A 26,749-nucleotide genomic window follows, 5' to 3' on the forward strand; every position below is an offset into this window, starting at 1 on the left:
ACAAGTGATCGTTCGGTTGGCCAGCACGACTTCTGATAATAAGAGAAGCGATCAGGTAAAAACATGGTTTTACCTGATCGCTTCTAAGGGTTGCTCCTAAATGAGGGACTTTTTCAGTGCCCTCCCGGTAAAGAATGGGGCTTTTTGAAAAGCTATACCTGCAACAGGTGCTATACCTTAGTGTTTGAAATGCCGCACGCCCGTCATGACCATGGCCATGTTGTGCGCGTCGCAATAGTTAATCGAGTCCTGGTCTTTGATAGAGCCACCCGGCTGCACGACTGCTTTTATACCTGCCTGGTCGGCGATTTCTACGCAGTCCGGGAAAGGGAAGAAAGCGTCGGAAGCCATTACCGTGTTGCTGATGTCGAAGCCGAAGCTTTTGGCTTTTTCGATGGCCTGGCGAAGGGCATCCACACGCGAGGTCTGGCCCACACCGCTGGAGATCATCATTTTGTCGGTGGCCAGCACAATGGTGTTGGACTTGGTGTGCTTGCATACCTTGGCGGCAAACACAAGTGCTTTTTTCTCCTCAGCTGAAGGCTCGCGCTTGGTAGCAGTTTTAAAATCAGCTTCTGTCTCGGTTTTCAGGTCTTTGTCCTGCTCAATCACGCCGTTCAGCAATGTCTTAAATTGCTTTGCTGGTAGCTCCACTGGCTTCTGCTTCAAGAGAATACGATTTTTCTTGGTGCGCAGCAAGTCAAGCGCGTCTGTGTCGAAATCAGGAGCGATCAGTACTTCGAAGAACAACGTGTTCAACTCTTCGGCAGCACCCATATCGATGGTACGGTTTGCGATGATCACGCCACCAAACGCTGAAACCGGATCGGTTGATAAGGCAGACAAGTAAGCGTCTTTGATATTTTCGCCGGTAGCGCAACCGCAGGCGTTGGTGTGTTTCAGGATAGCCACAGCCGGTTCTTCGAATTCAGCGCCCAGTGCCACGGCCGCATCCACGTCCACGAGGTTATTGTAAGAAAGCTGCTTACCGTTTAGCTGCTCAAACAGGTCTTCGAGCTTGCCGTAGAAAGTGCCCTGCTGGTGCGGGTTTTCGCCGTAGCGCAGCGGGGTCGCTTCGCGCACGCTCTGCTTGAACACATTGATGTCCTGCTCTTTGCTCAGGTAATTGAAAATGTGTGTGTCGTAGTTAGAAGAGATATCAAAAGCCTTGGCTGCGAAGCGCTTGCGATCTGACAGTTCAGTCGAGCCATCTTTCTCTTTCAGCAAGTCCACCACTTCGTCGTACTGCTCGCGCGACGACACAATCAGCACATCCTGGAAGTTTTTAGCCGCCGCTCTGATCAGGGAAATACCGCCAATGTCAATCTTCTCGATCACATCCGCTTCTGATGCACCTGATGCTACCGTTTCTTCAAAAGGGTAGAGGTCCACCACCACCAGGTCAATCGGAGGAATCTCGTACTGCGCACGCTCGGCCAGATCGCTTTCGTTGGCGCGGCGGTGCAGAATGCCACCAAACACTTTTGGGTGCAGGGTCTTCACACGACCACCAAATATGGATGGATAGGCCGTCAGGTCTTCCACGGCTACTACGTCAGCGCCTTGCTCTTCCAGGAAAGCCTGTGTGCCGCCGGTAGAGTAGATGGTCACGTTGTGCTGTTTCAGGAGCTCAACCAGTGGTTCGAGACGGTCTTTGTAGTAAACCGAAATTAGTGCGGATTTGATTTTGACAGATTGCATAGGTATGGGCTATATAATGTGCTGATTTTTTAAATGTGCTAGTGCTTGATTTACAGTTTGTCCAGGAGTAGTTTCTCAACTACTTCCGGCAAATACTTATGCTCGAGTGCAAGGACGCGGGCAGCTAAATCCTCAGGTGTGTCGTCGGGGTGCACGGGGCAGCGCTCCTGCAGCACAAATTCGCCTTTGTCGTACTCCTCATTTACGCGGTGTATTGTTATACCTGACTCCTTGTCGCCTGCCGATACTACGGCCGTGTGCACGTTGAGGCCATGCATGCCTTTGCCGCCGTATTCGGGCAGCAGAGCAGGGTGGATGTTGATGATGCGGTCCGGGAAAGCCTGCAGGAAGTTCTGCGGTACAAGCCAAAGGAAACCGGCCAGTACAATCAGGTCAGGTTTGAAAGACTGCACCTGTTCTAATACACTTTCGGAATTATAAAACGCATCGCGGGAAAATAAAAAAGCCGGGACGTGGAAGGTCTCGGCTCGTTTTAGGGCATACGCTTTTGGGTTATTGGCAAACAGGGCGGCCACACGTATTTCAGGATGGTGCTCGAAGTACTCCATCAGGCGCTGTGCGTTGCTGCCCGACCCCGAAGCGAAAATGACTATATTCTTTTTATCTGCTGGTGCCAAAGGTTTAGCTAAGGATTGAAACCGCAAATATAGCTGGTTTAGGTATAGGAGCCAGCAAAAACAGGCAGAAAAGGTATGGCTTTTATCTTTTGAAGGTGCGGGTATAGAGCTCGATCCACTCCTGTGGCGTCATTTTCGAGGCCAGTTCGCCAATCAGCGCCAGCGGCACATACTCCGGTTTTCGGAAGCGGATACAGCTTTTGCCCAGGTCGAGCTTGGTTTTGCTGTGTTTGGGATACTCCTCTTTAAACCAGGTGAGCAAGTTTTCATCGGCGTAGATGCCCATGTGGTAGACGGCGATGTGGTTCTTCTGTGAAGCAATTCCCATAAAAGGCAGCGGCAATTTCGGGTCGCAGTGGTAGCCGGCCGGGTATAGGGTATGGGGCACTACGTAGCCAAGCATACCATACCCCATTGCTTCCTCAAAGCCATCGGGTATGTGCTTGAGAATCACCTCTCTCAGGTCGTTCATGACTTGCTGGCGCGCTTCGGGCAGTTCGGCCAGGTATAGCTCGGGGTTTGGGGCGGTTGATTGCATATTGATTGTTGTGGCTTTTTATACTTGTTACTTTCTTTTGCTTGTACTTGTACTACCAGTGTATTGCTTAGATAAGTGCTGGCGCTAAACAAATAGCAGATTTAAGCACTTTTCAAGAGGCTACCTACAGCTTATTCTTCCTCGGCCCAGGCAATCATTTTGGTAATGGTGTTAAAGTTTCGCGTGGTAGCTGCTACGCCTAGTTTCCGCTCCAGGAAATTATTGCTGAGCTTGCTGTCGCTGTAGGCCTGGGGTATAAACATATAGGCCGACATGCCGTCGATAAGAAGTTTCTCCGAAGAAAAGTCCTGAGCGAGCAATGCCTGTACCTTTTCATCGGGCGGCCTCTCCTGGAAAGATACAAAAAATACCCGCCCTATGGGATGCTCTTCTCCCTGAAACGGGTTATTGTCAATCATTTGCCTGAGTTCGTTACCCGTCCTTACCACAATGGCCAACTCCGGACCGATCTGCTCTTTTATCAGTTGGTGCACCCGCAACTCCAACTCCCTGGCTGTTAAATCGCTTCGGAGTACAACATTTCCGCTTTGAATCCAGGTGCGTACCTGCTGAAAGCCAGCATCACTTAGCACCTGCCGCAGCAGCGCCATCGGCACCCTGTTTTTCCCGGTAGGCATCACACCTCGTAGCAGCAAAATATATGTCTTCATGATGGCAGGGTAAGGTATAGAATTAGGATTTGTTATATGGGATCGAACTTAGCGCAGTTCATTATACGTGGGTCTAAGGTATAGAACCGGGGCAGAACTGTGCGCTTTGGCTTGACTATAGCCGCTATTTTACCTGGATTTGCTTTTCCTCAAAGAAAGTGCGCAGTTCTTCGGCAGCCGGGGCTATCCTGCTGATGCGCCTTTTCTTGCCGCTGCTTAGTGTCAGATCCAGGAACCTGTTGCTGTTTCTCGTTTTGAAAGCTACCTGCTGCACCTCAGCTAAATCTATCTGTGCTTTGGTTGTTCTAAACAACGACAATATAAAAACCACTAAGTGACCAATACCAATCAGTAAACCTGTCCAGAGGAAAAACTCATCGCCTGTTTTTAGGTAGCGGAGTACAGACATGGTCCCATAGAACGTCCAGAGGGCTGATGAAACCATACGAATGATGTGCTCTCGTTTGGCATTGTCCTGGATAAAGATTTTGTCTTCAAGCAATTGCACGGTGCCTATTTCCAAGGGTAGTGATTTTTCCATCGAAGCATATATTCTAATGTAGCAGCTGTATCGTTTAAATATAGAAAATTCTTTATAAACTAGTTAGGTGCTGTCAAGTGTCTGACTTATTTTCTGAGTTTTGCCTTCGACCAGGTAAAATAGCGGGTTTAGGTATAGGAGCCAGCAGTCGTGAGTATTAATATGATAAAAAAGTGGTGCTTAATCAGGTATTTGTGGTCTGGGTGTGTCTGTGTGTTAGTTTCTTCCTTATCCAAAATGATCCTGGTTTCTGATGACTCTGCTTTGCTAGTATAGGAGCCTTCATGTATAGATCCTCTTTGTGATTGTGCAATAAGTAATTTACAGCCCCGACAATTTCATAACTATCATTGTTACTCAAAAATGCCTCAAGTAAATACTGCTCGTTCCAAAGTAGATGCTCTTTATACACCCATTCCTCTAAGTAATCCTTTGGTGTAAATATATCATGAATGTGCACCAGAACTCCAGGATTTAGATTAGGTAATATTTCTAGTATCTCAAACAGTACATCTCCTTGAGGTCTTATAATATGGGAGGAGTCAATAAAGAGAATATCATTTTTATTTAGCTTTTTAAATATGTTAATGTCTAAGCTCTCGACCTTTTGCCTTATAATTTTGGCAGTAGTGCTTTCTAACCAAGGCATTTCGTATGGTTCTATACAAATATGCTCGTACTCATAAGTCTTATCTAGCTCCTTGTTTTTTCTAAATGCTTCAATAGCCATAAGTGTGGAAAATCCAGAGCCTATTTCAATCATCCTGTTCGGCCTGAATTGTCGAATCATATTATATAGGTACTCAGCATCACCCGACTCGTAGGATCCATTGCTGAAATAAAATCTTATATTATTATTTTCTGGCTTTTCAATTGGAATTTGAAGAAGCTCCTGATTATAGTTAAATGATTGGAGTATCTTCAACTGTATATTGTCGTTGAAGTTGATGCCGGGCAAGTAACGATCTTCATGTAATGATTTTTTTAAATGCTTCTTTGGATTAACAAGTGGCTGATAGTAGTGATCTCTTATAGGTAATACTCCGAAAACAGTGAATATCTTCTCTGCCAAAGCTGCCTTATGTATGCCGAATGTCGTCAGGAATTTCATCCAAGCAGCACTTATGATTGTAATCGGGGCCAGTAAGATCGTGATGGGTACAAATAAAATCTCAAGTGCTTTAAATATGAGTTTGAGCATAAGGAGATTAGGGTGATATAAATACGACTTTAGTAAATATTCAATATGGCAATAACTGTTTAATATCCGGGAATATATAATTTAAGTTAGATTATAAGCATTATTTGCTTAAACTTTTCTATCACACTTTGCCTTCAACGACCAGGTAAATCGAAACTCCGCTACTTTATCGCCGGCCTCGTCTATACCTGTGCTGGTGGCTACTACTGTCACGCCTTCGCCTGTGGCTTTGGTCTGGTCGGCGGCGGCCTTTATGCCTGGACCGTCTTCGCAGGTAAAGGTAATTTTTCCTACTGCCTTTTTCATAAAATCCGCTTCCAGGTGCACCACCAGCATCGACACAGCCGGGTCTGACTTGTAAGTCTGGGCCATGCACAGCAAACCCGTCGATAGCTCGGCAGCCATGCTCAAACTGGCAAAATAAATGGATTTGAACGGATTCTTGTTGAGGTACTTGTAGGGGATTGTCACCTCGGCGCGCTCCTCTGAAATAGATTGCACCCGCAGATTGGCCAGATAAGCCATTGGCAACCTGGACAGCATAAAGAGCCTCAGTTTATGGGGCGATGCGGCAAGCTGACGAAACTGGTCGGCAGTGGTTAAGGTAGGTGCGGGCATAACATTGGGTCGTTTACAGGTTTGGCTTATAGTTCAGGAACTAGCCGGTATAGCAACTGCCTATACCTATGCCAGCTGCCCTACCGGCTGCAGTACACACTTGTCGCACACGCCCTGCACGCAAAACCGAAACTCCTTTACCTGATAGCCTTCTGGCATGCGCAGCGTGGGTACGTATACCTCATTGAGGCAGTAGGTGTGTCCGCAGGTAGTACAGCTGAAGTGAATATGATCATGCTGATGCCGGTGTTTGTTGCAGGCCTGCTGGCAAAGAGCATAGCGCGTGATGCCATCAGTACTGGGAATGCTATGCAGCAGACCGTGCTCCTCAAAGGCATGCAGGGTGCGGTATAGCGTTACCCGGTCAAACTGCGGACCAAGCTGCTGCTCAATGGCGGCATGTGCCAATGCGTGGCGATGTTCAAGAAATAAACGAAGCACCTCTATGCGGCACTTCGTCTTCCGAAGCCCGTAGGCCTCGAGTAACTGGTGAAGTTTGTTCATAAGGTAAGGTAGGTTTGGGGTCGGTCATCCATTGTGCAAGCACACGGACCATGTAAATAACAAAAAGCGAATGTAAAACGCAAGTCCTAAACTGTTGGAGGTCTGTTGTTTTAAACTGATGTTGCCGTTGTTAAAAGAAGATAGAGTTGCAGGCAGTCGCTTTGGCGTGCAGTATTTGAAATCGAAAGTAGGCGTGAAGGGGCTGGTAGGTTTAAGTATACTAATTGATCAGCAACATCGACAAGATACCGGTCAGCATGGTGAACTTGCCCAGGTTACTCAGGTAGGTGAAGTCGCGCTTGCGGTCGGCCCGCACCAATTTTACGATCATCCAGATGCTCGGGATCAGGACAAGCAGCAGCATGTAAATATCAAAACCTATACCTGTGACGGGGTGAAAAATAACTAGTAATACAAAGGCCTGAAAGAGCGCGATAATAGGGTATAGCACATATTTGGCACGTCGTATACCTAGCACAATCGGTAGCGTGCGGCAGTCAAAAGAAGCATCGCCCCGCACATCCTCCATGTCTTTTATGATCTCCCGGATGAGCGAAATCAGAAAGGCGAACACCGCGTAACTAATGGTGATCTTGTTAAGCTTGCCCGCATACACAGCTACAACCAGGAGCATAGAAGCTGACAAAAGCGCGATAACGAGGTTGCCAGCCAAGGGCATTTTTTTGAGCGTGGCAGAGTAGCCCCAGAGTAGCAAAACCGCTCCCACATTAATAAGACCGACCAGTAGCGAAAGCCATGACCCTAATGCTACACCTATAAACGAAAGTACCATGTGCGTAAACATGGCCGGCCTGCGGCGGATACTCTTGCCAACCACCACCCGGTCAGGTTTGTTGATGGCGTCTATTTTGACATCGTAATAATCGTTGATAATGTAGCCAGCTGCGGCAATGCACACAGTGGAGAGGGTGAGCACCAAAAACCCAGGCGACGCTATACCTGAAAAGTTTAGACCTGTGCTTAGCAAACTAGCCTGCACCAGCGCCTGACTCAGGAGTATGAGTAGGAGATTAGGAAAACGGATTAGCGATAGAAACTCTTTCAAAATACGATAACAGGTATAGCCCTTGTAAAGTTAAGGCCAGTAGGTGGCACCGCAAACAAAGGACATAAAAAAACCCCTTTCTGGAAGGGGTTTTTCTTAACGGTGTAGAGCTATTACAGGCGCTGTACGTTCACCGCATTGATTCCTTTTTTGCCTTCCTGTGTGTCGAAAGCCACTCTGTCATGCTGCTGTATTTGCAAGCCGTTCAGGCCTGTTACGTGCACGAAGAAATCCTCATTTGTTTCGTCTTCGGTGATGAATCCGAAGCCTTTTGACTCAATAAAGAACTTTACTTTTCCTGTCTTCATAAAAATGAAAATAAATAATTTTTGAATAAACTGTCTGTAAGATTAAAAAATAATTATATATATGCAAATATTTATGTAAAAGAAATTTGCTATTTGACTTTAGAAAAGTATAATGCGCTTACCAAGTATCCTGTACCTTCATAATTTTTTCAATTAGTTCACGCACAGCGCCCTTACCGCCTTCTTTGGTTGAAATAAAGGTGCATACTTCGCGTATATCATCAGCAGCATCAGCTGGGCATGCCCGGAGGCCGCAACGTTGCATGGCTTCCAGATCTGGCATGTCGTCGCCCATATACGCCACCGTAGCAGGGTGAACTCCCTGCATATACATGTAATTTTCAAGGGTCTCAACTTTGTCATCAGCACCCAGAAACATGTCCTCAATCTCAAGTTCTTCAAGACGCACGCGTACCCCGGGCTCGTTTTTAGCGGAGATAATGGCTACGTTGTATCCCTGGCGGATAGCATGTTTAATGGCAAAGCCGTCTTTGATGTTAAAGGCACGCACTTTTTCTCCGTCAGCAAAAACATAAAGCGAGCCGTCGGTCAGTACGCCATCCACATCAAAAATGAAAGTGTTGATGCGAGTAAGATCAGGTTGTGTGATTGACATAGGATAAAAGAAAAAGGTCCTTTCACCGGAAAGGACCTTTAAAAATATATATTTAATTTAATATTACGAATTTTTCAGGGCTGAATATCAGCTTAGTCCTGGTTGTCGCGCCATTCGTAAACCCAGGCCGCCTGAATCTGTTCCAGGTGTCCCTCGTTGGACTCCTCGCGCTTTCCGGTAAAGTTGGGCAGCGTCAGGATCCACTCCAGCAACTCGGTAAAGCGCACGCGGTAGATTTTCGACTCGTTGAAGTCATCGCCAAATTTCTCGTACAGTGCCATGGCTATGTCTTCATAGTCATTCCAGTGAATAGGCGGTTCATAATTCTTATCCATATCTTATTCAGTAATCAATGATCAGTTATCATTAAACAGTTTACACTTATGTTTGTACCCGAAAGCCTTAATAGTGCCGCTGATTTCAGTCTTTGGTTTAGTGGCCCAGGAAATCCTGTGATGGTATTGTAACCACAATGTCTTCGTTGCCCTGCATCACGCACTGACAGCCCAGGCGGGAATTGATGCGCGGGTCAATGGCACGGTCAATGTAGTCTTCTTCTTTGTCGGAAATCTCAGGCAGGTCATCCATTCCGGACTCGATGTATACATGGCAGGTACTGCAGCCACACACGCCGCCGCAGTTGTGCTGCAGCTTGATGTCGTTGTTAAGCGCCACATCCAGCACCGATTCGCCCTCCACAGCCGGAAGAACCTGATCTGGCGAGCCGTCAGCGAATTTGAAAGTTATATTTACAATTTTCATGAGTCTTGCTATTTATGGTGCAAAGTTATGAAACATGCCCCCCGATTCAAAGCCGGGCGCTTTATACCTTTACCGAATACAACAGCATGGCTAACGAATTGGTTATAGGAGAGTTGCCTATTTTTTAGGATGCTGCACCTGTATACTGCGAGAGAGCAACTGGTATACCTGCTGGTAAAGCGGTTGGTTCTGCAGCAGTTGCAAATGCTCCTCAATTACGTTTTGGTCGTGGCGTACGGCTGGTCCCGTCTGCACCTGAAAGGGGTGCTGTTGCATCGCCTTGGTAATCGTTTCCTGAATAAGTGGCTGCAAAAGTGTGTCGGGCAACGCTGCCTGTTGCAGGAGTTGACGGCTTATACCTAGCAGATGATTCGTAAAATTGCAGGCAAATACAGCAGCCAGGTGTAATTGTTTCCTTTTATTCGGGTCGACCTGATGCACCTCTTTTGAAATCGTGCTGGCTACTCCCTGCAATACTTGTAAGGTCTGTTTATCTTCAGCCTCTAGTAGTATAGGTATTGTGCTGAAGTCTACAGCTTTTGATTTTGAGAAAGTTTGCAGGGGGTAAAATACACCGGGACGGGCACCTGCTATACCTTGCAGCGCTGCCAGAGGCTGCGAACCTGAGGTATGCACGATAATAGCACCCTCCGGTACTTGTAATGCCGACGCTACCGAAGCAATGGCCGCATCCGGCACAGCAATTACAAATAGCTCGGCATCAGTAGTCCGTAAATCCAGGGAATCAACCGCTTTTGCTGGAGCAAGCACCTCCGCCAGTGCTTCCCGGTGCGCCGCAGTCGGACTATACACCGCCACGATTTCATGCCCTGCTTGCTGCAGCGCCTTGCCTAAATGCCATGCTACATTGCCAGAGCCGATGAGGGTGGTCTTCATGAGGTGGGTTTGTGTTGAGCTATAACCTGTTTGTATAGGTCCATGATTTGTGGTATAACCGCCCTTTTAGAGAATCTATTCATAAAATCTTGTCTTATTGCATGGCTATCATAGCGATTATGGCACTTTATCATCTTAATCATAGCATTTGCAAGTTCTTGTGGGTTGCTCTTTTCTACTAGTAATCCGTTTGTATCGTTTACTATAGTATCAGGCCCGCCACAGCGTGTAGCAATGATGGGTTTGCCGCATGCAAGCGCTTCGATATACACCATCCCGAAAGATTCATAATAACTTGGTAATACAAACGAATCACATTTCTGATATTCTTGGAGAGCTTCTACTCTAGTAAGATCTCCCAACCAATCTATAACATGAGATATATCTAACTCATTAGCTAACTTTATCAATTCCTCTTTTTGGGGACCTGTTCCAGCTAAACGGAGTTTGAGTTTAATACCTGTCGAAACTATAGATTTAATTGAAACAATTAAGTCCCCTATCCCCTTTCCATTAACTAGACGAGCAAAGGAGAAAAATGTAAAAATTTTATTATTGTGATGAAGCTGTTCTGCAGGTTCGAAAAAATCCTCATTAATAAAATCTGGTATGATTGAGATTTGGGGAATCTTCTGTTTTTCCATCATTTTTTTTTGGAAGGGGCTTACAGCAATATTTATGTCTGAAGCTAAATAGGGTAATTGATGGAAATAAGTTAAAGTTCCTTCTTTGTTTGTAGTATAAGGGCTTGGAAAAGGCCCCATACGTTCTGTGATACAGAATGGTAAATTAGTTCGAATAGAAATGTCAAGGGCAATATTTCCTGCAGGGTGACCAACTTGTGCATGAATAAGGTCAATAGGGCCGAAGTCATTTTCAAAGGATTTTAAATTTTCAAGGTTGGCACTTACTATTTTCTTAAAATTGCCTTTAAGGAACTTTCTACTCCAAGTAAAGGCAGGAGTATGATATTCTTTTAGATTAGGGGACTTAGTTATAGTAAATGCTGTATGTCGCTTGATTAGCTTAGGTATGTTTTTGATATGATCCCTAGAATGCAAGAGCAAGCTTTTATCCATTTGTCCCCAGATGCTTATACCAATGTTAACGTGAGAATTTATTTTAGCAATAGCTTCGTACTGTTCTGCTATCATTATACCTGTGAAAGGGTAGTCTTTACTGGGGTACCACGAAGGAATGATAAATACATTCATTGGAATATTGTTTGCTTAGGCTTAATTCAAACAAATGCGGACTGAGACTTTAAACAAGTAAGGCAGGCCTTTACAAGCCTGCCTTACTTGTTTAATACAAATAAGCATTTACGCTACCTGTGCTTTTCTTTCTTGCTTCACTTTCGGTGCTTTATTCTCACCAGAGCCACCTTCTTTATTCCGGCGCATAATTGCCATTACAAAGCCGATAGACATGATGATGGTGCCGATCCAAAGGATGTTCACGAACGGCTTTTCCATCGCTTTCAGGATGATGTAGTCTTTCTGCGTTACGTTTACGCCGATTTTGAAGCGGTGATTCTCGGTGTCGATGTTCAGGAAGGTGATACGTATACCTAAGTCTTCGATTATCTCCGGTACACGACCCATCATCTGGTCTTTGATCATCAGCACAGGGTGGGCGTGGTAGTTTTTGCGCTCACCCATAATCTTCATGGCAGCCTGCACGGCTACGTCGCCTTCCGCCAGTTTTACGCCCGGTACCTGCTCTATCTGCTCAATACCATTGAAGATGGCAATATAGTCGTTGATCACAATCGTATCACCAGCAGAAACTTCATACTCCTGTAGCTCACCCCAGTCCTTTTCTTCGTTCGGATCTGGTACGGTGGAAACGTGGGTGTACAAATCCTTGCCAGCGAAGTGCTTGATGTCAGGAGATGCCAACAGACCCATGTTCGGGTTTACCTGCGCTCTTGGGTATAGCACAAAGTTTTCCTTTTCGCTTTCGTAGCTCACTTCGTAGTAAGTGTTCTCTGGCGAAATAAGATCCAGTGTGTCACCAGTCTGGTAGTATACCTTGTCCTTCACCTGAATATTGCCACGGGCAATAGCAACATACATATCATCAGTCTGGTAAAGCAACTCTTTGTTTACGTAGCCTGGTACGCCTTTCACTTCCTGGAACTGACCGTGGTAGCTTACCTTGAAGCGATCCATCTGCACAGGCGTGTTGCGCCACAAGAGCACGTTGTCACGGTTAATTTCATCCGGGAATTCACGTGAGTAGAGCAGGCCTGAATTGTTCTGAGAAATAATGTTAGAGTAACCTGAAGAGAACAAGATACCAATCAGCATCAGTGCTATACCTATATGGGCTACAGCACCACCTGACAGTGTGATCTTCTTTTGCAGTAAACCAAGTATAATACTGAAGTTGGCAAATACTGCGAAGAGTGATACCACAAACAGCAGGATGTATACCGGGTTGTCGAGTTTAAAAGTGAAGATATCGAACTTGTTAGACAGGATTATCACCAGGCTGGCAAACAGCAGCGTAAGCATCAGTGGCATGGTGATGGCGTCCTTGAAGCTCTTCTTGTTCGCTTTTTTCCACCACAGCAGCTGACCTATACCTGTCAGAATGGCGATGGCTACACCCGCCCAAAGCTGGAACTTCGTGTAGTGCTCAATTTGGTCGGCTGGCAAAGCAGCATTAGACTCTATTCCGATAAAACCAAGGAATGAGTTGTATACAGGTATAGAGGTAGTCACGAGTACCTGGAAGGCGGCGAGGCAAAGCACGGCAGCACCAATAAAGACCCAGAACTCAGCACTATATGTCGACAGCTCTTTCTCTGTCGTCGGGATTTTCTTCCAGTTATACACCAGCAGCCCGATAGCGAGTACCGTGAATACCATCATGTAGGTAAACAACTGCCCTGACAGACCTAAGTCGGTAAAGGAGTGCACAGAGGCGTTGCCCAGAATACCGCTTCGAGTCAGGAAAGTCGCGTATAGAATCAGGACAAATGAAGTGATCACAAGGATGAACGTAGCGCGCAGCCCTTGCTTGCTGCGGCGATAGGCAATCATGGTATGGATACCGCCTACCAGCACGAGCCACGGAATGTATACTGCGTTCTCCACCGGGTCCCAGTTCCAGTAGCCACCGAAGTTCAGTGTTTCATAGGCCCAGTAAGCACCCATCATAATACCGATACCCAGCGACACAGCCGCGAAATGTGACCATGGCAACGCAGGGCGAATCCACTCGCTGAACTTACCTTTCCAAAGCCCGGCAATAGCGAAAGCAAAAGGAACAAGCGAAGCGGCATAGCCCAGGAACAGTGTCGGCGGGTGAATTACCATCCAGTAGTTCTGCAGTAGCGGGTTCAAGCCCGTACCGTCAGCTGGCCTAAAGTTCGGGTCCATGGCAAACACCGGAGCATCGGCCATAAAATCGCGCATGAGGATAAAAGGAGAGGAGCCCAGCTTGAAATCGCCGATTACCACACCCAGAATCATAGACGAGATGAAGATCTGTACAAAAGAGAAAATAGCCATTACTGGCGCTTCCCACTGCTTGTTCTTCTTGCCAGCGTTCATCAGCACCACACCAAGGGCCACGTGCCAGAACATCCAAAGCAGGAACGAACCTTCCTGACCTTCCCAGAAGCAGGAGATCATGTAGTGCACCGGCAGGTGATTCGACGAGTGGCTCCAGGCATAGTAGTACTCGTAGCGGTGCTCGTAAATGATGTTGAAAAGGCTGAAGATAATAGCCACTACCGCTATGCTGTGCACATAAAAGGCAGCGCGTGCCAGTTTACGCCAGCTGGTATCGCCGCTCTCTTCCGTTTTCTGGCGCGCGGCCATAAAATAAGCATAGGAGGCTACAATGGCCGCTACAAAAGCTACAATCACACTGGCGTGGCCAAAGTCTCCGATTAGCGTATTAATCATTTGTGATAATTAAAAGTTAAAAGTTTAAAGTTATGAGTTGTGCGGCGCCAAGAGTGTTAACTTTAGAATCTTAACTCTCAACCCTTAACTTATCTATATACCTGCGGTGTTGGTTTGGATTTCGTTCTCCGTATACTTAGACGGACACTTGAGGAGTATCTTGTCGGCCACGAACACATCGTTTTGCATGTTGCCCGTAATCACGACCTGCTCGGAGCGCTCAAAGTCCTGTGGTTTAGGATTGAAGTAGACGACGCGCTGTTCGAAGCGGTTGGTGTCCACCAGTGTGAAGGCGAAGTAGTTCGGGTCCTTCATTGGCTCGTAGTGCATGCCCAAAATGTGTCCCTGGTCATCCTTTTTAAGGCGTCCTACTACGTGCACTTTAGTGGAGTTACCATCTTTGGCCAGCTCAATGGCATCGCCAAACGAAACATAGGTGCTCGCGTCGCCGGCTGTGGTCATGATGATGCCGATAGCCATTGCGATAATCATAATGCCGATGATGTGTGATTTTTTCATCTTTATCCGAGGTATAGATTCTCCTTTTCTGATAGCCTAACACACGATAGAAAGTTTTAAATCCATCGCAGATAGGGATATTTATCATTTTTTGCCCCAGCAGAGCAAAATGTTTTAGCGGTTCACGTACTCATCTTTCAGCTGTTTTTCCAGTCGGCCTACCTTGCGGTCAAGGGCAATCAGGTAAAACAGCACACCAGCCAGCACGGTCAGCAATACAGCCACCACCACGTAGATTTTTCCATCCTGGCGCAGGGTGTCGGCCATTTCGATGTTTTGCTGCGGCGCAGACGAGAATTCCACCATCTGTTCCTGAGCCATTGCCGTAGCGGGCTCAAAAACGAACAGCGCGCCTAGTAAAAAGCAGCAGATAGCCAGTATTCTAAACATTTTCATATATGCGTTGTCTCAGTAATTCAAGTCTCGATTTCACGTTTATAATCCAGACACCCAGCAGCGTCCAGCCCAGCACAGCCGGGTAAAAAACAAGTCGCAGGCTACTGTCGAGGTCGTAAGCGTTAAAGCCAGGATTGCCACCGTTGCCCGGATGGAGCGAATCCGTCAGGCGGGGCAAAATGAACAGCAAAGGGATAAGGGCCGCAAACGCGAAGATGTTGTATACTGCACTGATACGGGCACGTTGCTGTTGCTCGGCAAAAGAGCTGCGCAGCACGAGGTAGGCAAAATAAATCAGCAGGCCAATGGCCGCGCCGTTCTGTTTCGGGTCGTTGCTCCAGTACTCACCCCACGTAAACTTGGCCCATTCCATACCTGTTACGATGCCCAGCACACCGAAGAGTATACCTACTTTAGCAGCTTCATGCGCGATGATGTCGTTTTTGATACTCGGCTTGCGCAGGTATTTAATAGAATACACTACCGAAATCAGCAGGATCAGAATCATCCCAAACCACATCGGCACGTGAAAGTATAGGTTGCGGATCGTCTCGTTCAGGATAGCCAGTCGGGGAACATCCGACAGCATACCCACGGCCACGGTAAACACCAGCAGCAGCACGGTCAGTATTTTCCACCAGTTCTTCTTCATGTTCCTTCTTCTCTTATTTTGACGGAAGCCAGCCTGCGCCAGTTTCCATTCTTCTTTTATCTCTAACAGTTCTGTCGCCTGAATTGTCGCAAACCTGCGTCGAAACTGTGTCTTTAATTTTAGCTGGTTCAGCAGTTTATACCTTGTTTTCTGCCGGCTATACCTGTCGTAATTGCGCTATACCTTACGAACGCCAAAGGTACGGGAACAAAATATAAGAAACAGTGACAACGATCATGTTTATGGCAAGCAAAGTAAGTAGTTCGTCGAGGCTGGCAGCCCGCTCCAGTCCATCCATCGCGTTTTTAGACATCTTGATCAGCATCAGCAGCATGGGCACGATCACCGGAAAGCTGAGCACTGCCATGAGCGTGCTACTGTTGGCTGCTTTGGATGCTATCCCTGAAATCATGGTGAGTGAGGTCGCAAAACCAATGGCCCCGAGCAGAATGCTAAGCAAAAACATCGGGATGTCGTGCACCGGATTGCCCAGCACGAAAGCGTAGAATACAAAGCAGATGAGCGCCAGCACCAGCATGAGGCAGGCGTTGTAGAGAATCTTGGCCAGGATGATGCCCTGCGGACTTACGATGGAGTAGAAGTAGAGCAACCGGCCGCGGTTCTCCTGCATAAAGCTCTTGGCAATCGCGTTAACGGACGTGAACAGCAGGATGATCCAGAACAGGGCGTTCCAGACAGGCACTTGCAGGGCATTCGAGCGGAGCCCGAAGCTGAGGTAGCAGACAAACACCGTACTGCTGACGTAGAGCAGCATGCCGTTGAAAGCATACTTCTGCCGCCACTCCAGCAGGAAATCCTTCTGCATTAAGTATATGACTTCTTTGAACAGCACCTTCTTGATTTTGCGCAAAGGTACGACACAAATTGTATAATTACTAAGGTGGGTGTGGGGGCGGTGTGAGGTATAGGGTATAGACGGTTTGAGCTTATCTTATTGTCCTTTCGAACGCAGGGAGAAATATGGATTGTTGGAATGCCCGCAATATTTTAGATTTCTCCCTGCGTTCGAAAGGACAGGGTGTCTTTGAGTTGAAGATGTACTTGTAAAAGAGAATCACTCCCTTCGAGCCAACAGTTAAAGTATCAGCAATTTAACAACTAATCCTTCTTTTTCTTCTTCCCCTTGTGCTTTACCACTTTCGCTTCACGGTAGAAAATGATTTCCTCGGCCATGTTGGTCACCTGGTCGCCAACACGTTCCAGTTTCTTAATAATAGAGAGTAGTGCCAATCCTTCAGGTATACGGTCGGAGTTGGCCTGAAGGTAGTTGGTAATAACCACGTCGGATTTGCGGTAAATTTTGTTGAGCGCCTTGTCGAGCTTGATAATTTGCTTGGCGTGCTTGGGGTCGTCTTTTACGAAAGCCGTGCGGCATTCCCGGAACATGACCAGTGCTTCGTCATACATCACCAGCACTTTTGTAAGCTCCACAAGCTCAGGGTCGAAGGGGCGGTCGAGCTTGCAAACGAAGCGCGCCATACCTTCTGCTGTGTCGCCGATGCGCTCGAGGTTGGTATTTATTTTGAGCACGGCCAGTACAGCGCGCAGATCCACCGCCACAGGGGTGTACAGGGCTAAAAAGTTTTCGCACAAACGGTCTATTTTGATATCGTAGCTGTTGACCTTGCGCTCAAGTTTAATAATGCGTTGCGCCAGTTCATGATCGGCGTTTGCCATGGCGTCGCGCCCGCTGGTGAGCTGGTAGTCCACCAAGTCCCACATCTCCAGCAATTTTTCCCGCAGGCGGTTTAGTTCTTCATCTATTTGTGGCATTCGTATGTCGTTTTATTTTGAGTGAGACTAAATTTCTATACGTGAATCGGCGGAGGGGCTGTCAACCGAATCGGCCCGTGATGTAGTTTTGGGTGCGGGTATCTTTGGGGCTCGTAAACATGGTTTTGGTTTTGGCATATTCTACTAATTCGCCCATGTAAAAGAAAGCGGTATGGTCGCTCACACGGCCAGCCTGCTGCATGTTGTGTGTTACGATCACGATGGTATAGTCCTTCTTCAGTTCGTAGATTAGCTCTTCTATTTTAGCCGTAGAAATCGGGTCGAGTGCCGAAGCGGGTTCATCCATCAGGATAACCGAAGGCTGTATAGCCAAAGCGCGGGCAATGCACAAACGCTGCTGCTGACCACCCGACAGTGCTAGTGCCGACTTGTCGAGCTTGTCTTTCACCTCGTTCCAGAGGGCGGCTTGCTGCAGTGACTTCTCACAGGTTTCCTGCAGGGTTTTCTTGTCCTTTATACCTTGTATTTTGAGGCCATACACCACGTTTTCGAAAATGGTTTTCGGGAAGGGGTTGGGCTTCTGGAACACCATACCTACTTCCTTTCGGAGTTCATCCACCCTTACATCAGTGGCGTAGATATCGCGACCGTCCAACAGAATCTGCCCCTCGGTGCGGAAACCATCGATGTAGTCGTTCATGCGGTTGAAAGTGCGCAGGAATGTAGACTTGCCACAGCCCGACGGACCGATAAAGGCTGTTACGGCCTTCTCTTCCATAGCGATGTTAATGTTCTTAAGCGCCTGGAAATCGCCGTAGTAGGCATCGAGGTTAATGGCTTCTAACTTACTTTGTCTTTTGGTCATGGGTGAAAACTTACCATTTTATTTTCTTTTGCTGACGGTGGCGCAGGTATACCGCAATGCCGTTGAGCAAGAAGGTAATCAATAAGAGGATAATGATGGCTGCTGCCGCATTGGTCAAAAAGGCTTCCTGCGGACGCGAAGTCCAGTTAAAAATCTGAATTGGTAACACTGTGAACTCGTCCATCGGCGTCTTCGGCACAAACGGCACGTACGCCAGCGCCCCGATCACGATGAGCGGAGCCGCTTCGCCCACCGCCCGCGAGAGCGCCAGAATCACGCCCGTCAGAATGCCGCCAAAAGAGGCGGGCAGCACCTGGTTCCATACTGTTTGCCATTTAGAGGCGCCCAGCGCAAAAGAACCGTCGCGGATGGTGCGGGGCACAGCTTTGATAGCTTCGCGGGTCGTTACGATGATGATGGGCAAGATAAGGAGCGAGAGCGCGAGCGCACCCGCCAGCAAAATGCCTCCCAGATTCATCATGCGCACAAAAAGCTCCAGCCCCAGCAAACCGTAGATAATGGACGGTACACCAGCGAGGTTGGCGATGTTAATCTCCAGGAAATTCGAGAGCTTCGTCTTTTTCGCGTACTCCTCCAGGTATATACCTGCGGCTATACCTAGCGGAAAAGCAATCAGAGCAGACAGCACCAGAATCCAGAGTGTCCCGGCCCAAGCTGTAAGTATGCCTGCGCGGGCAGCACGGCGCGATGGAAGGCTGGTCAGGAAGTCCCAATCGATGCGGCCTATACCTTCCATCACAATGTCAATCAGGAAGATAGCCAGCACCACCAGTCCGATGAAGGTACAGAAAATACCGAACACCTGAAAGGCCTTGTCTTTGAGGCGGTTTTTTTCAGAGTTAGTCATACTTTTCCTGATATTTCTTTTTGATCCAGAAACTGAGGTTGTTCAGCAAAAACGTGAACACAAACAGTGTCATACCTGCTGCGAAAATGGTGCGGTACTCCAGCGAACCGTGCGGCACATCACCCAGGCTCACCTGCACAATGTAGGTCGTGATCGTCTCGATGGGTACCAGCGGATTGAGCGTGAGGCGCGGCTGCTGACCTGCCGCAATGGCCACAAGCATGGTCTCTCCCACGGCCCTCGAAATAGCCAGAATCACCGACACCAGTATACCTGACGAAGCGGCAGGCACCATCACCCCGAAGGCGGTTTGCAGTCGGGTGGAGCCCATACCGTAGGCAGCTTCGCGTAAGGAACGGGGTACGGCACTAATGGCATCTTCGCTCAGTGAGGAAATCATCGGGATGATCATAATGCCCATAACTATACCTGCCGACAAAGCGTTAAAACCGGCTAAGCCAGGTATAAACGATTGCAGGAAAGGCGTTACTACCGTCAGAGCGAAGAAACCATAAACTACCGTAGGTATAGTAGCCAGCACTTCCAGCAGTGGTTTGACAAAGGTTTTGAAGCGAGCATGGGCATACTCGTTGAGATAGATGGCGATGGTAAGCCCGATGGGCAGCGCGACTGCAATGGCAATGGCCGTGGTGAGAAAAGTGCCCGCCACGAGCGGCATGATGCCGAATTTCTTCTCTGCAAATAGCGGCGTCCATTCCTTTTCCGTCAGAAAGCGCAGAATAGACACTTCGCTGAAGAATTTAACCGACTCCGACAGCAGTACCCAAATGATGCTGAGCGTGATCAGAATCGTAATGGCGGCCGACAGCCACAGCAAGCCTTCGATAATTTTCTCCTGTACTCTCAAGGTGCTTTTGATTGGAGCGCAGGTATAGCTTTTGTCTTCGTGGGCTATACCTGCGCTGGTTGTTTCAGGGTGTTACTGTTGATTGGCCGTAGCGCCACCTATCGTAAATTGCTCGAACTTCTGTTGTTGCTCTTTGTAAAGGTTATCTGGCAAGCGGATGTAACCAACTTCCTCACTTAAATCACCTGCGTTTTCGAGGTAGAAGTTGATGAAGTCCACTACTTCGGGCTTGTTAACTGCCTTTGAGCTGATGTACAGAAACAGCGCACGCGAAAGCGGTGCATAAGAACCGTCTTTTACCGTTTCCAATGATGGCAGGATAGCACCTGCGCCGTTATCTACAGGTATAGCTTTGAGCTTGCCTTTGTTCTCGTCGTAGTAGGCGTACCCAAAAAAGCCCAGCGCCAGTGGATCAGTAGACACGCCCTGCACCAGCACATTGTCGTCTTCGCTGGCAGTATAGTCGCCTCGGCTTGAGTGGCTCTTGCCCACAATGGCTTCGGTGAAATAGTCGTATGTGCCAGACTCTACGCCTGCGCCATACAGGTGAATCTCCTTGTCAGGCCACTCGGGGCGGATCTGGTTCCAACGCATGATTTTACCCTGCGCTTCGGGCTCCCAGATTTTCTTCAGTTCGGCCACGGTAATGTCTTTGGCCCAGTCGTTGGAAGGGTGCACCACCACGGTCAGGCCATCGTAGGCCACCGAAAGCTGCACATACGAAAGGCCGTTTTCGCTTGCTGTTTCTGCTTCCGAAGCGTTCATGGAGCGTGAGGCGTTTACAATGTCAATCTCGCCGCGGGTGAATTTCTTCATGCCGCCGCCCGTGCCTGAAACGCCCACGGTCACTCTCACGTCCGGAGCCTCGGCGCGGTACTCTTCGGCCACAGCTTCGGTCACAGGATATACTGTAGAGGAACCGTCAATCTGGATGGAGCCTGACAGGTCGCTGGCTCCTTCCTGGCTGTTGCCGCCGCACGATGTGAAAGCAAGCGAGGTGCCCAGCAGGATGGCTGCACTGAGTTTAAATCGGGAAAAGCTAAGGTGTAGCATACAATTCGATTTTAGGATATGTAAGTTGTGTATGTCTAGTCTGTCTTTAGTGAACTTTGCTTTTGGTCGGGTGTACTGGTTTGGTTATCAGTTGGTTTTGTTATAAGGCTAACTCCATCTGCAGTCTGAACTGAGTGTAGTCTTCGCGGCTCGCTTCCTGTGTCAGCGTTACGTCGCTCTGCACTTTGAGCGAGTGTCCCACAATATATTTTGACACCCCCAAAGTGTATTGGTCCTGTTGGCGTATACCTGTTTCGGTAGTCGGGACGAAGTCGGTATAGCGGCCAGCCACTTCCCAATTGCTCGGCAAGAGGTAGCCAGCCTGCAGGTTCAGGGCATTGCCCGTCACAAAGGTTTCGGCCACGTCGCCCAGTTCGTCGCGCAGCACCACAGGACCATCGGTTGCTTTACGGTCAGCATACTCGGCCATGGCCGAAAAGCCGCGATACTTAAATATAGCATCCACGAACCAGGTGCGCAGGCTGCGCGTCTCGCTCAGGAAATCGCCGAGCTGCGCCTGTTCTCGCGCGGCATTGTTGTTATAATCGAAAGAGGCGGCCAAAGCGAGTTTTGGTGTTTGCTCCCGCTCAATGTCGCTTCCCACATAGTCGCCGCCACCTTCAAACGCCCCGAACGGCAGTATTTCAAACCTCCCTGTATAGTCGTAGCCGCCTGTGTTGTTCACCGTAATATCGCGTCCTTCGCCCATCGAAATAGAACCGATTTCTCTGAACACTACCTGTCCCAACTGGTGCTCGTGATGGAGTTGCAAACCCGCGTCGCGGTCGAGGTTGAAGCGGGAGTTGAGCAGGCTGCGGTCAACGAACTGGAGTTTCTGCGAAGAGACCACACGCTCGCGGTTACCCGGCAGTTTGGTCTGGCCCACCCACAGTTGCAGGTTCGGGGTAAGGTGCCATTTGACCACTGCATCGAGTATAATGTTGTCGGCATTATTGGTCACGTCGGGCACATCGCTTCCGATGTCGCTGTTGCTCAGGCCGAGCTCTATCTTGTATTCTAATCTTGGAGAGAAGGCAAAGCCATCAAATTTCAGGCGTGCCCTGCGAATCAGGAAGCGGTCGTCCCACTCGTTGGTAGCGGGGTTTTGTCCTCCTTGGTAAAGTAACTGGAATCGGGTGCCGAACCTGAGGCTGAAAGAAGAGTCAGCGGCCACGAATTGCAGGCCTTTGCCGAACTTGCTGTTGTTGACGGTCTGGGCTTGTGTGCCGGAGGTATAGAGAAGGCTGAATAAGAGCACCAAAAGGACTCCTTTAAGGTTGTGGTTCACGCGCTGTATTAGTTTAGGGTGAGAATTAAGCTAATGCCATGCTGTTATGCTTTAACTTAAGTCGCAGTAGTCTAAGCTGCGACTTGCTTTACGTGTTTCAGGCGTAGCAGATGGTTAGTCAGGCCATTGGTGCTGTTTCTGAACTCCGGTACAAAATAACCACTCTAGTATTACCCGAAGGTTATGGCCATATTACGGATATGTTAAGATTTGTGGTGTGACGCAGGTATAAGCCTGTATACCTGGTTCTCAGGTATAACCCCAGGTATAGCGCCATAAAAAAAGAGCCCGGATTTGTTGTCCGGGCTCTTTCTGGTTCAGGTGATGTAAGCCACTTGTAAGTCTTTCAATTGTGGCCGCTTTGTGGCAGCCTCATTTGTGAAGGTTAAATTCAATTAGAATTTGTAGCCTGTCCAGCCGAACACGGTTGTATTGGCACCTGTAATAGCACTGTTAGCTTTGATGTCCGCGTTGTCAGGGTTTTTAACTTCCTGGCCTTTCACTACCATGCCATCATTTTTGTATTCAATCACAGTTCCTGAATTACCATTGCCCTTACCGTCAGTCAAATCGATCAGGTCTGTGGCAGAACCGCCTTTGATCAGCAGGTTAGTAATGTTGGCTTTGGCACCTCTGCGTACTTTCACGGCATCCTGCATCTCAAAAGTAGACTCGTTTACAATCGTGATGTTCTTGAAGAAGAAATCAGATTGGTTCGCATCGCCAGGGGTGTTGCCATCCAGGTTGCCGTCCAGCTCAGCGCCACGTGGGTCAGATTCTGTACTGGTATAGCCAGCCTTCCAAACACCGTAAGCATTGTCCAATGTGCCGGACCAGCCCTGTGTTACGTCAAACATATCGTCGTCAGAGTCCACCACCAGCAGGTTCTTTACATTTACTGTACCACCAAAGAACTCGACAGCATCATCAGCACCGTTTGGGATGTAAACGTTTTCGATCTTAGTGCCGCTTCCTACGCCATTCAGGGTCAGACCATTGTGTTCGATGTCAGCTGAAGATTTTGCTCCGGTATACTCTAAGATGAGGTACTCTATTACACCTGAGTTGTCGTTGTTATTTTCGCCGCCATAAATAACAGCCGGATTAACTTCTGTGGTGCTGGTAGTAACTTTGCCAGCAGGACCTGAAAGTCTTGCCTTGCCGTTGATGATCAAACCACCCCAGTCCCCCTGATTAGGAGCAGCCGCTGCAGATGTTATTTTAACTGGTTTGTCGGCTGTGCCGTTAACAAAAATCTGGCCGCCCTGCTCAACCAGGATGTACTTGTTGAATCCCTTTTCAGCTTTGATAACCGTACCAGCTGGTATTCTGAGTTTTCCTCCGTCAACCACAAGTAGCGACCCTGTTAATTTGTATTCGATATTCGGGTCAAGTGTAACTTCAGTGGAAATATCGCCGCTTAGCTCACTGCTTACAGTAGGGGATGGCGTTGTAGTTTCGTCATCTTTGCATGAGAATAACCCCATCGGGATCATTAATAGGTAAAGGATTGTCTTTTTCATTTTGTTTGATTGTTTATACAATATTATGAATGAGAAATCAACTGAATGTGACCGGATTATTAACTAATTGTTAAAACTGGTAGGTCACGCCAAAGTCAAATGCAGCGCCCCTTTTGTAGCTGCGGATGATAACATTTTCAGCATCGGTGTCTGAGCCGGCACCCTCTCTGGTGAGCTTATATTCCGGATTCAAAAGATTTTTGGCCTTCAAAGTGAATTTAAGATGATCGTTGATTCCCAGTGAGGTAACAAAGTCCAGCGTAGTGATGCGTTCTTCGATCAGGTTGTTAAACCCGCGTGTGCCAATTGTGTGCACTCTGTCGCTCAGGTAGTTGAGTACAAGCGCAGAGGTTATGCTGGTGTTATTGTTGGTTAACAGATTGTAAGTCAGGTCCGCATTGAAGATATAAGGAGCGGCACCCTCCAGCGTGGAGGAGGTGTTCTGCACAAAAAAGGTCGGGTCTAGGTTGACGCGGGTATAGATATAGGACGCATTCAGGCCGGCATTCAGACGGTGCTTTTCGGCAAGGTTCATCAGCGATTTTCTCACTTCTACCTCTACACCGGTGGCAACCGCATGATCCGAAACGTTGTCGTAAGTTCTCAGGCCTGCTGAGTTTCCCTGATCTACCCGCGCAATCGGATTCAGAATATGCTTGTAAAAAGCGTTCACCGAGAAATAATCTCCTGAGGACAGGTAGGAATCCCACTTTAGGTCAAAATTGTAGTTGGTGGAGACTTCCAGGTTCGGGTTACCGTTTTCATTCCCGTCGATTCCCAGGTAAATGAACGGCGATATCTCTTTGTCCTGCGGCAAGGTATAGGTGCGGCTTATACCTGTTCTGAAGTGATTTTTCTCGTTCAGCTCATACTTGGTGTTCAGGCTGGGCGATAAAAAGAATTCATCTATCGTGTTAGAGCCAACGTCGGCGCTACGGTTTACTTTGTAGTTGATCTTCGTGTATATATCGTCTGCCCTTAAGCCTGCATTCAGTGTAAGTTTGTTTCCGAACTTGTGCACCAAATCAACATAAGCGGCATGGTTGTTTCTTTCTACTTCGTAGGTGTCGTTAAAGTGCTCAACCCGGAAATCGCCGTTCGATAAACTTTGCTGATTAAAGTAGGGGTCGAGGCGGATATCATCTAATTTGAAGGTAGGAAGGTTGCTCTGTCCGCCAGCCCATATGAGGTTATAAATGGGAGCTGAGAACTCGTTGGAACTGATCCTGCTGTCGTAGCCAATTTCTATGTAAGATGGGTTTCCCAGATCAGCAGAAAGCGAATACTGCAGACTGGCTTTCGGGAGAACGGCAGTTTCTGTTATTTTACTGTTGAAGCGTTGGTTTCTTCCTTCTCCCACACCCAGTTGGACCATCCCATCCCCGATAGAAGGGAACATCACGATTCTGCGGTCAGGCTCTTGGCCAATCACATGGTTTACGGCAGCACCTACGTTATATTTTATCCTGTCCGATAGGTTGCCGCTCCAAATAAGCTGGTTAATAATAGCCGAGTTGTCGTTTACCTGCAGGCGTCGAGTGTATCCTTCAGAGTTATAGTCCTCCGCTACCTGAAACAGTTCTGTTTCCTTGCCATAGAAGTTGGAGGCGGCAGCTGTGGCAGTGTGCAGGTACATAGAGTTGAAATGCAGCTGACTGTTTCTGAGGTTAAACTCCAGATTGGCCGCCAGCATGTGCGAAGCGCTGTGGCTGGATTGCTGGTAGTCAAAATCGCGGAAAGGATTTTTAGGATTGGTGGCCGTAATCAAGCGGGTAACGCCTTCCTGATAATGGTACTTGTTATCCATGGCACCAACTACAAAAAAGCGATGCTTGTTCAGAAAAGTGCTGCCACCGGAAACAGAGAGTCCACCGTTAAAAAGGGGATTTTTAGAGAGAGGGTCAAGTGAATTGTTAAAGGTATAGCCATTCAAAAACTGCTCGCCGTTCTGGCTTGTAGGGCTTTTTGATGTAGTGGCAAAACCAAACTTGCTCATACCTTCCGGAAGAGAATAGTCACTGCCGATCACCTGGCTGTTTATACTGGTTGAAATCCCGATCTGAAGCGCATTGTTGTCAACAAGTTCTTTTGAATTAATGTTGATCAAGGCTCCGCCAACATCGCCATTCATTGACGCGGAGAATACTTTGTTCACTTCAACCGACTGAATAATGTCGCTCGTGAAGAAATCGAGTGAGATATTCTTGAATTGAGGGTCTTCAGAAGGTATAGCGAAGCCATTCAGAGTGGTGGTGTTATAGCGGTCACCCAGTCCGCGGACGAATACATTCTTCACGCCATCTCGTTTCGAAACACCTGATATCTTGGTAACAGCGCCTTCGGCATTGCTGACGCCTTTTCTGGAGAGTTCCTGTGCGCCAATAGCCTGTGTAGCTATAACGGCTTTCTTCTGATCTAAAAGTAAGATTTGCTCTGTTTCCCTGTTCCCTTTTGCCGTTATGGTCACCTCCGACAGTTGCGATGTGCTCTGCTCCATCGCCACGTCTATGGTGGTCGTTTTGCCTGCCGTTACGGTCACACTGCTAACAGATTTCGGCGTATACGAAAGGCTGTTTACTTCTAAGGTATAGGTACCTTCCTTCACGTTATCGATGCGGAACTTACCGAAGGCGTCCGAAGGAGCGCCCAGTCCGGTTCCCTGCACTTTTATGATAGCGCCAATCAGCTCTTCGCCGTTTTTAGCGTCTTTGATGGCTCCCTGTATGCTGCCCGTTTGTGCGTGCACCGAAATGAAAGCGGATAACAGGAAAAATAGAACTGTGGTGAGAATTTGCCGCATTGTATTTATAGTCTGATTGATGCGACAAAAGTAGAGGGGCTATATTACCTCAATATTATTGAGGGGTTAAGTTTGTATTAATAAAGCTTAATATTTATTTGTAACCTGTTGACAAACAGATAATATAGGGTTGGTTGTGCTGGTTTTGGCATGAGCAGGAGGTAAAAGGGGCTGATACTGA

Annotated in this window: 28 protein-coding genes; all 28 read right to left on the reverse strand. The window is 47.9% G+C overall.

The window, feature by feature from the left end:
- Positions 1-177 precede the first annotated feature (177 nt).
- Entirely contained in the window at positions 178-1,701 is a 1,524-nt protein-coding gene (gene purH, locus K3G39_RS09290) for a bifunctional phosphoribosylaminoimidazolecarboxamide formyltransferase/IMP cyclohydrolase (RefSeq protein ID WP_220625919.1), read from the reverse strand.
- Between the two features lie 50 nt (positions 1,702-1,751).
- Positions 1,752-2,339 carry a phosphoribosylglycinamide formyltransferase gene (gene purN, locus K3G39_RS09295; RefSeq protein ID WP_220625920.1) on the reverse strand — a complete coding sequence of 196 codons (588 nt, stop codon included), beginning with the start codon at positions 2,337-2,339 and terminating at the stop codon, positions 1,752-1,754.
- Between the two features lie 82 nt (positions 2,340-2,421).
- Entirely contained in the window at positions 2,422-2,877 is a 456-nt protein-coding gene (locus tag K3G39_RS09300) for a DUF1801 domain-containing protein (protein WP_220625921.1), read from the reverse strand.
- Positions 2,878-3,008: 131 nt separating this feature from the next.
- Complete coding sequence (locus tag K3G39_RS09305; RefSeq protein ID WP_220625922.1) at positions 3,009-3,548, reverse strand: DUF1697 domain-containing protein; 540 nt, start codon at positions 3,546-3,548, stop codon at positions 3,009-3,011.
- A gap of 124 nt (positions 3,549-3,672) precedes the next feature.
- On the reverse strand, positions 3,673-4,089 hold the full coding sequence (locus tag K3G39_RS09310; protein ID WP_220625923.1) for a hypothetical protein: 417 nt from the start codon (positions 4,087-4,089) through the stop codon (positions 3,673-3,675).
- A gap of 184 nt (positions 4,090-4,273) precedes the next feature.
- Entirely contained in the window at positions 4,274-5,290 is a 1,017-nt protein-coding gene (locus tag K3G39_RS09315) for a class I SAM-dependent methyltransferase (RefSeq protein ID WP_220625924.1), read from the reverse strand.
- Positions 5,291-5,398: 108 nt separating this feature from the next.
- Positions 5,399-5,908: a PaaI family thioesterase gene (locus tag K3G39_RS09320; RefSeq protein ID WP_255594204.1), complete on the reverse strand. Its 510-nt coding sequence runs from the start codon at positions 5,906-5,908 to the stop codon at positions 5,399-5,401.
- A gap of 66 nt (positions 5,909-5,974) precedes the next feature.
- Positions 5,975-6,412: a Fur family transcriptional regulator gene (locus K3G39_RS09325; RefSeq protein ID WP_220625925.1), complete on the reverse strand. Its 438-nt coding sequence runs from the start codon at positions 6,410-6,412 to the stop codon at positions 5,975-5,977.
- 220 nt (positions 6,413-6,632) lie between these two features.
- The gene (locus K3G39_RS09330) at positions 6,633-7,478 is read right to left on the reverse strand and encodes a geranylgeranylglycerol-phosphate geranylgeranyltransferase (RefSeq protein ID WP_220625926.1); all 846 of its coding nucleotides are present in this window, start codon (positions 7,476-7,478) and stop codon (positions 6,633-6,635) included.
- 113 nt (positions 7,479-7,591) lie between these two features.
- A complete protein-coding gene (locus K3G39_RS09335; protein WP_076669063.1) occupies positions 7,592-7,786 on the reverse strand; it encodes a cold-shock protein in 195 nt (64 codons plus the stop codon).
- 118 nt (positions 7,787-7,904) lie between these two features.
- A complete protein-coding gene (locus tag K3G39_RS09340) occupies positions 7,905-8,402 on the reverse strand; it encodes an HAD family hydrolase (RefSeq protein WP_220625927.1) in 498 nt (165 codons plus the stop codon).
- A 92-nt stretch (positions 8,403-8,494) separates the two neighbouring features.
- Positions 8,495-8,737 (reverse strand): Fe-S cluster assembly protein IscX, encoded by a 243-nt coding sequence (iscX, locus tag K3G39_RS09345; RefSeq protein ID WP_220625928.1) that lies wholly within the window; start codon positions 8,735-8,737, stop codon positions 8,495-8,497.
- A gap of 97 nt (positions 8,738-8,834) precedes the next feature.
- On the reverse strand, positions 8,835-9,164 hold the full coding sequence (locus tag K3G39_RS09350) for a 2Fe-2S iron-sulfur cluster-binding protein (RefSeq protein WP_220625929.1): 330 nt from the start codon (positions 9,162-9,164) through the stop codon (positions 8,835-8,837).
- A 117-nt stretch (positions 9,165-9,281) separates the two neighbouring features.
- Positions 9,282-10,061, reverse strand: coding sequence for a Rossmann-like and DUF2520 domain-containing protein (locus K3G39_RS09355; RefSeq protein WP_220625930.1), 780 nt, complete (start codon positions 10,059-10,061; stop codon positions 9,282-9,284).
- Positions 10,058-11,275, reverse strand: a complete 1,218-nt coding sequence (locus K3G39_RS09360) for a glycosyltransferase family 4 protein (RefSeq protein WP_220625931.1) — start codon at positions 11,273-11,275, stop codon at positions 10,058-10,060. Before K3G39_RS09360 ends, K3G39_RS09355 begins: the two co-directional genes overlap by 4 nt.
- Before the next feature lie 108 nt (positions 11,276-11,383).
- The gene (gene ccsA, locus K3G39_RS09365; protein WP_220625932.1) at positions 11,384-13,981 is read right to left on the reverse strand and encodes a cytochrome c biogenesis protein CcsA; all 2,598 of its coding nucleotides are present in this window, start codon (positions 13,979-13,981) and stop codon (positions 11,384-11,386) included.
- Between the two features lie 93 nt (positions 13,982-14,074).
- Complete coding sequence (locus tag K3G39_RS09370) at positions 14,075-14,500, reverse strand: cytochrome c maturation protein CcmE (RefSeq protein ID WP_220625933.1); 426 nt, start codon at positions 14,498-14,500, stop codon at positions 14,075-14,077.
- A 114-nt stretch (positions 14,501-14,614) separates the two neighbouring features.
- The gene (locus K3G39_RS09375) at positions 14,615-14,890 is read right to left on the reverse strand and encodes a CcmD family protein (RefSeq protein ID WP_220625934.1); all 276 of its coding nucleotides are present in this window, start codon (positions 14,888-14,890) and stop codon (positions 14,615-14,617) included.
- Positions 14,883-15,548 (reverse strand): cytochrome c biogenesis protein, encoded by a 666-nt coding sequence (locus tag K3G39_RS09380; RefSeq protein WP_220625935.1) that lies wholly within the window; start codon positions 15,546-15,548, stop codon positions 14,883-14,885. Before K3G39_RS09380 ends, K3G39_RS09375 begins: the two co-directional genes overlap by 8 nt.
- A gap of 184 nt (positions 15,549-15,732) precedes the next feature.
- On the reverse strand, positions 15,733-16,374 hold the full coding sequence (locus K3G39_RS09385; RefSeq protein ID WP_220625936.1) for a heme exporter protein CcmB: 642 nt from the start codon (positions 16,372-16,374) through the stop codon (positions 15,733-15,735).
- A 293-nt stretch (positions 16,375-16,667) separates the two neighbouring features.
- Positions 16,668-17,342 (reverse strand): phosphate signaling complex protein PhoU, encoded by a 675-nt coding sequence (gene phoU, locus K3G39_RS09390; RefSeq protein WP_220625937.1) that lies wholly within the window; start codon positions 17,340-17,342, stop codon positions 16,668-16,670.
- A gap of 61 nt (positions 17,343-17,403) precedes the next feature.
- Positions 17,404-18,168 (reverse strand): phosphate ABC transporter ATP-binding protein PstB, encoded by a 765-nt coding sequence (gene pstB, locus K3G39_RS09395; RefSeq protein ID WP_220625938.1) that lies wholly within the window; start codon positions 18,166-18,168, stop codon positions 17,404-17,406.
- Positions 18,169-18,178: 10 nt separating this feature from the next.
- On the reverse strand, positions 18,179-19,036 hold the full coding sequence (pstA, locus tag K3G39_RS09400) for a phosphate ABC transporter permease PstA (protein WP_220625939.1): 858 nt from the start codon (positions 19,034-19,036) through the stop codon (positions 18,179-18,181).
- Complete coding sequence (pstC, locus tag K3G39_RS09405) at positions 19,029-19,904, reverse strand: phosphate ABC transporter permease subunit PstC (protein ID WP_220625940.1); 876 nt, start codon at positions 19,902-19,904, stop codon at positions 19,029-19,031. The genes pstA and pstC overlap by 8 nt, the downstream gene beginning before the upstream one ends.
- Before the next feature lie 72 nt (positions 19,905-19,976).
- Entirely contained in the window at positions 19,977-20,957 is a 981-nt protein-coding gene (locus K3G39_RS09410; protein WP_220625941.1) for a PstS family phosphate ABC transporter substrate-binding protein, read from the reverse strand.
- Between the two features lie 100 nt (positions 20,958-21,057).
- Positions 21,058-22,245 (reverse strand): porin, encoded by a 1,188-nt coding sequence (locus K3G39_RS09415; RefSeq protein ID WP_370627246.1) that lies wholly within the window; start codon positions 22,243-22,245, stop codon positions 21,058-21,060.
- A gap of 395 nt (positions 22,246-22,640) precedes the next feature.
- Complete coding sequence (locus tag K3G39_RS09420; protein ID WP_220625942.1) at positions 22,641-23,768, reverse strand: hypothetical protein; 1,128 nt, start codon at positions 23,766-23,768, stop codon at positions 22,641-22,643.
- A gap of 70 nt (positions 23,769-23,838) precedes the next feature.
- Positions 23,839-26,568, reverse strand: a complete 2,730-nt coding sequence (locus tag K3G39_RS09425; protein ID WP_220625943.1) for a TonB-dependent receptor — start codon at positions 26,566-26,568, stop codon at positions 23,839-23,841.
- Positions 26,569-26,749 lie beyond the last annotated feature (181 nt).

The sequence above is a fragment of the Pontibacter sp. HSC-14F20 genome, from assembly GCF_019599265.1.
Taxonomy (GTDB): Bacteria; Bacteroidota; Bacteroidia; order Cytophagales; family Hymenobacteraceae; genus Pontibacter.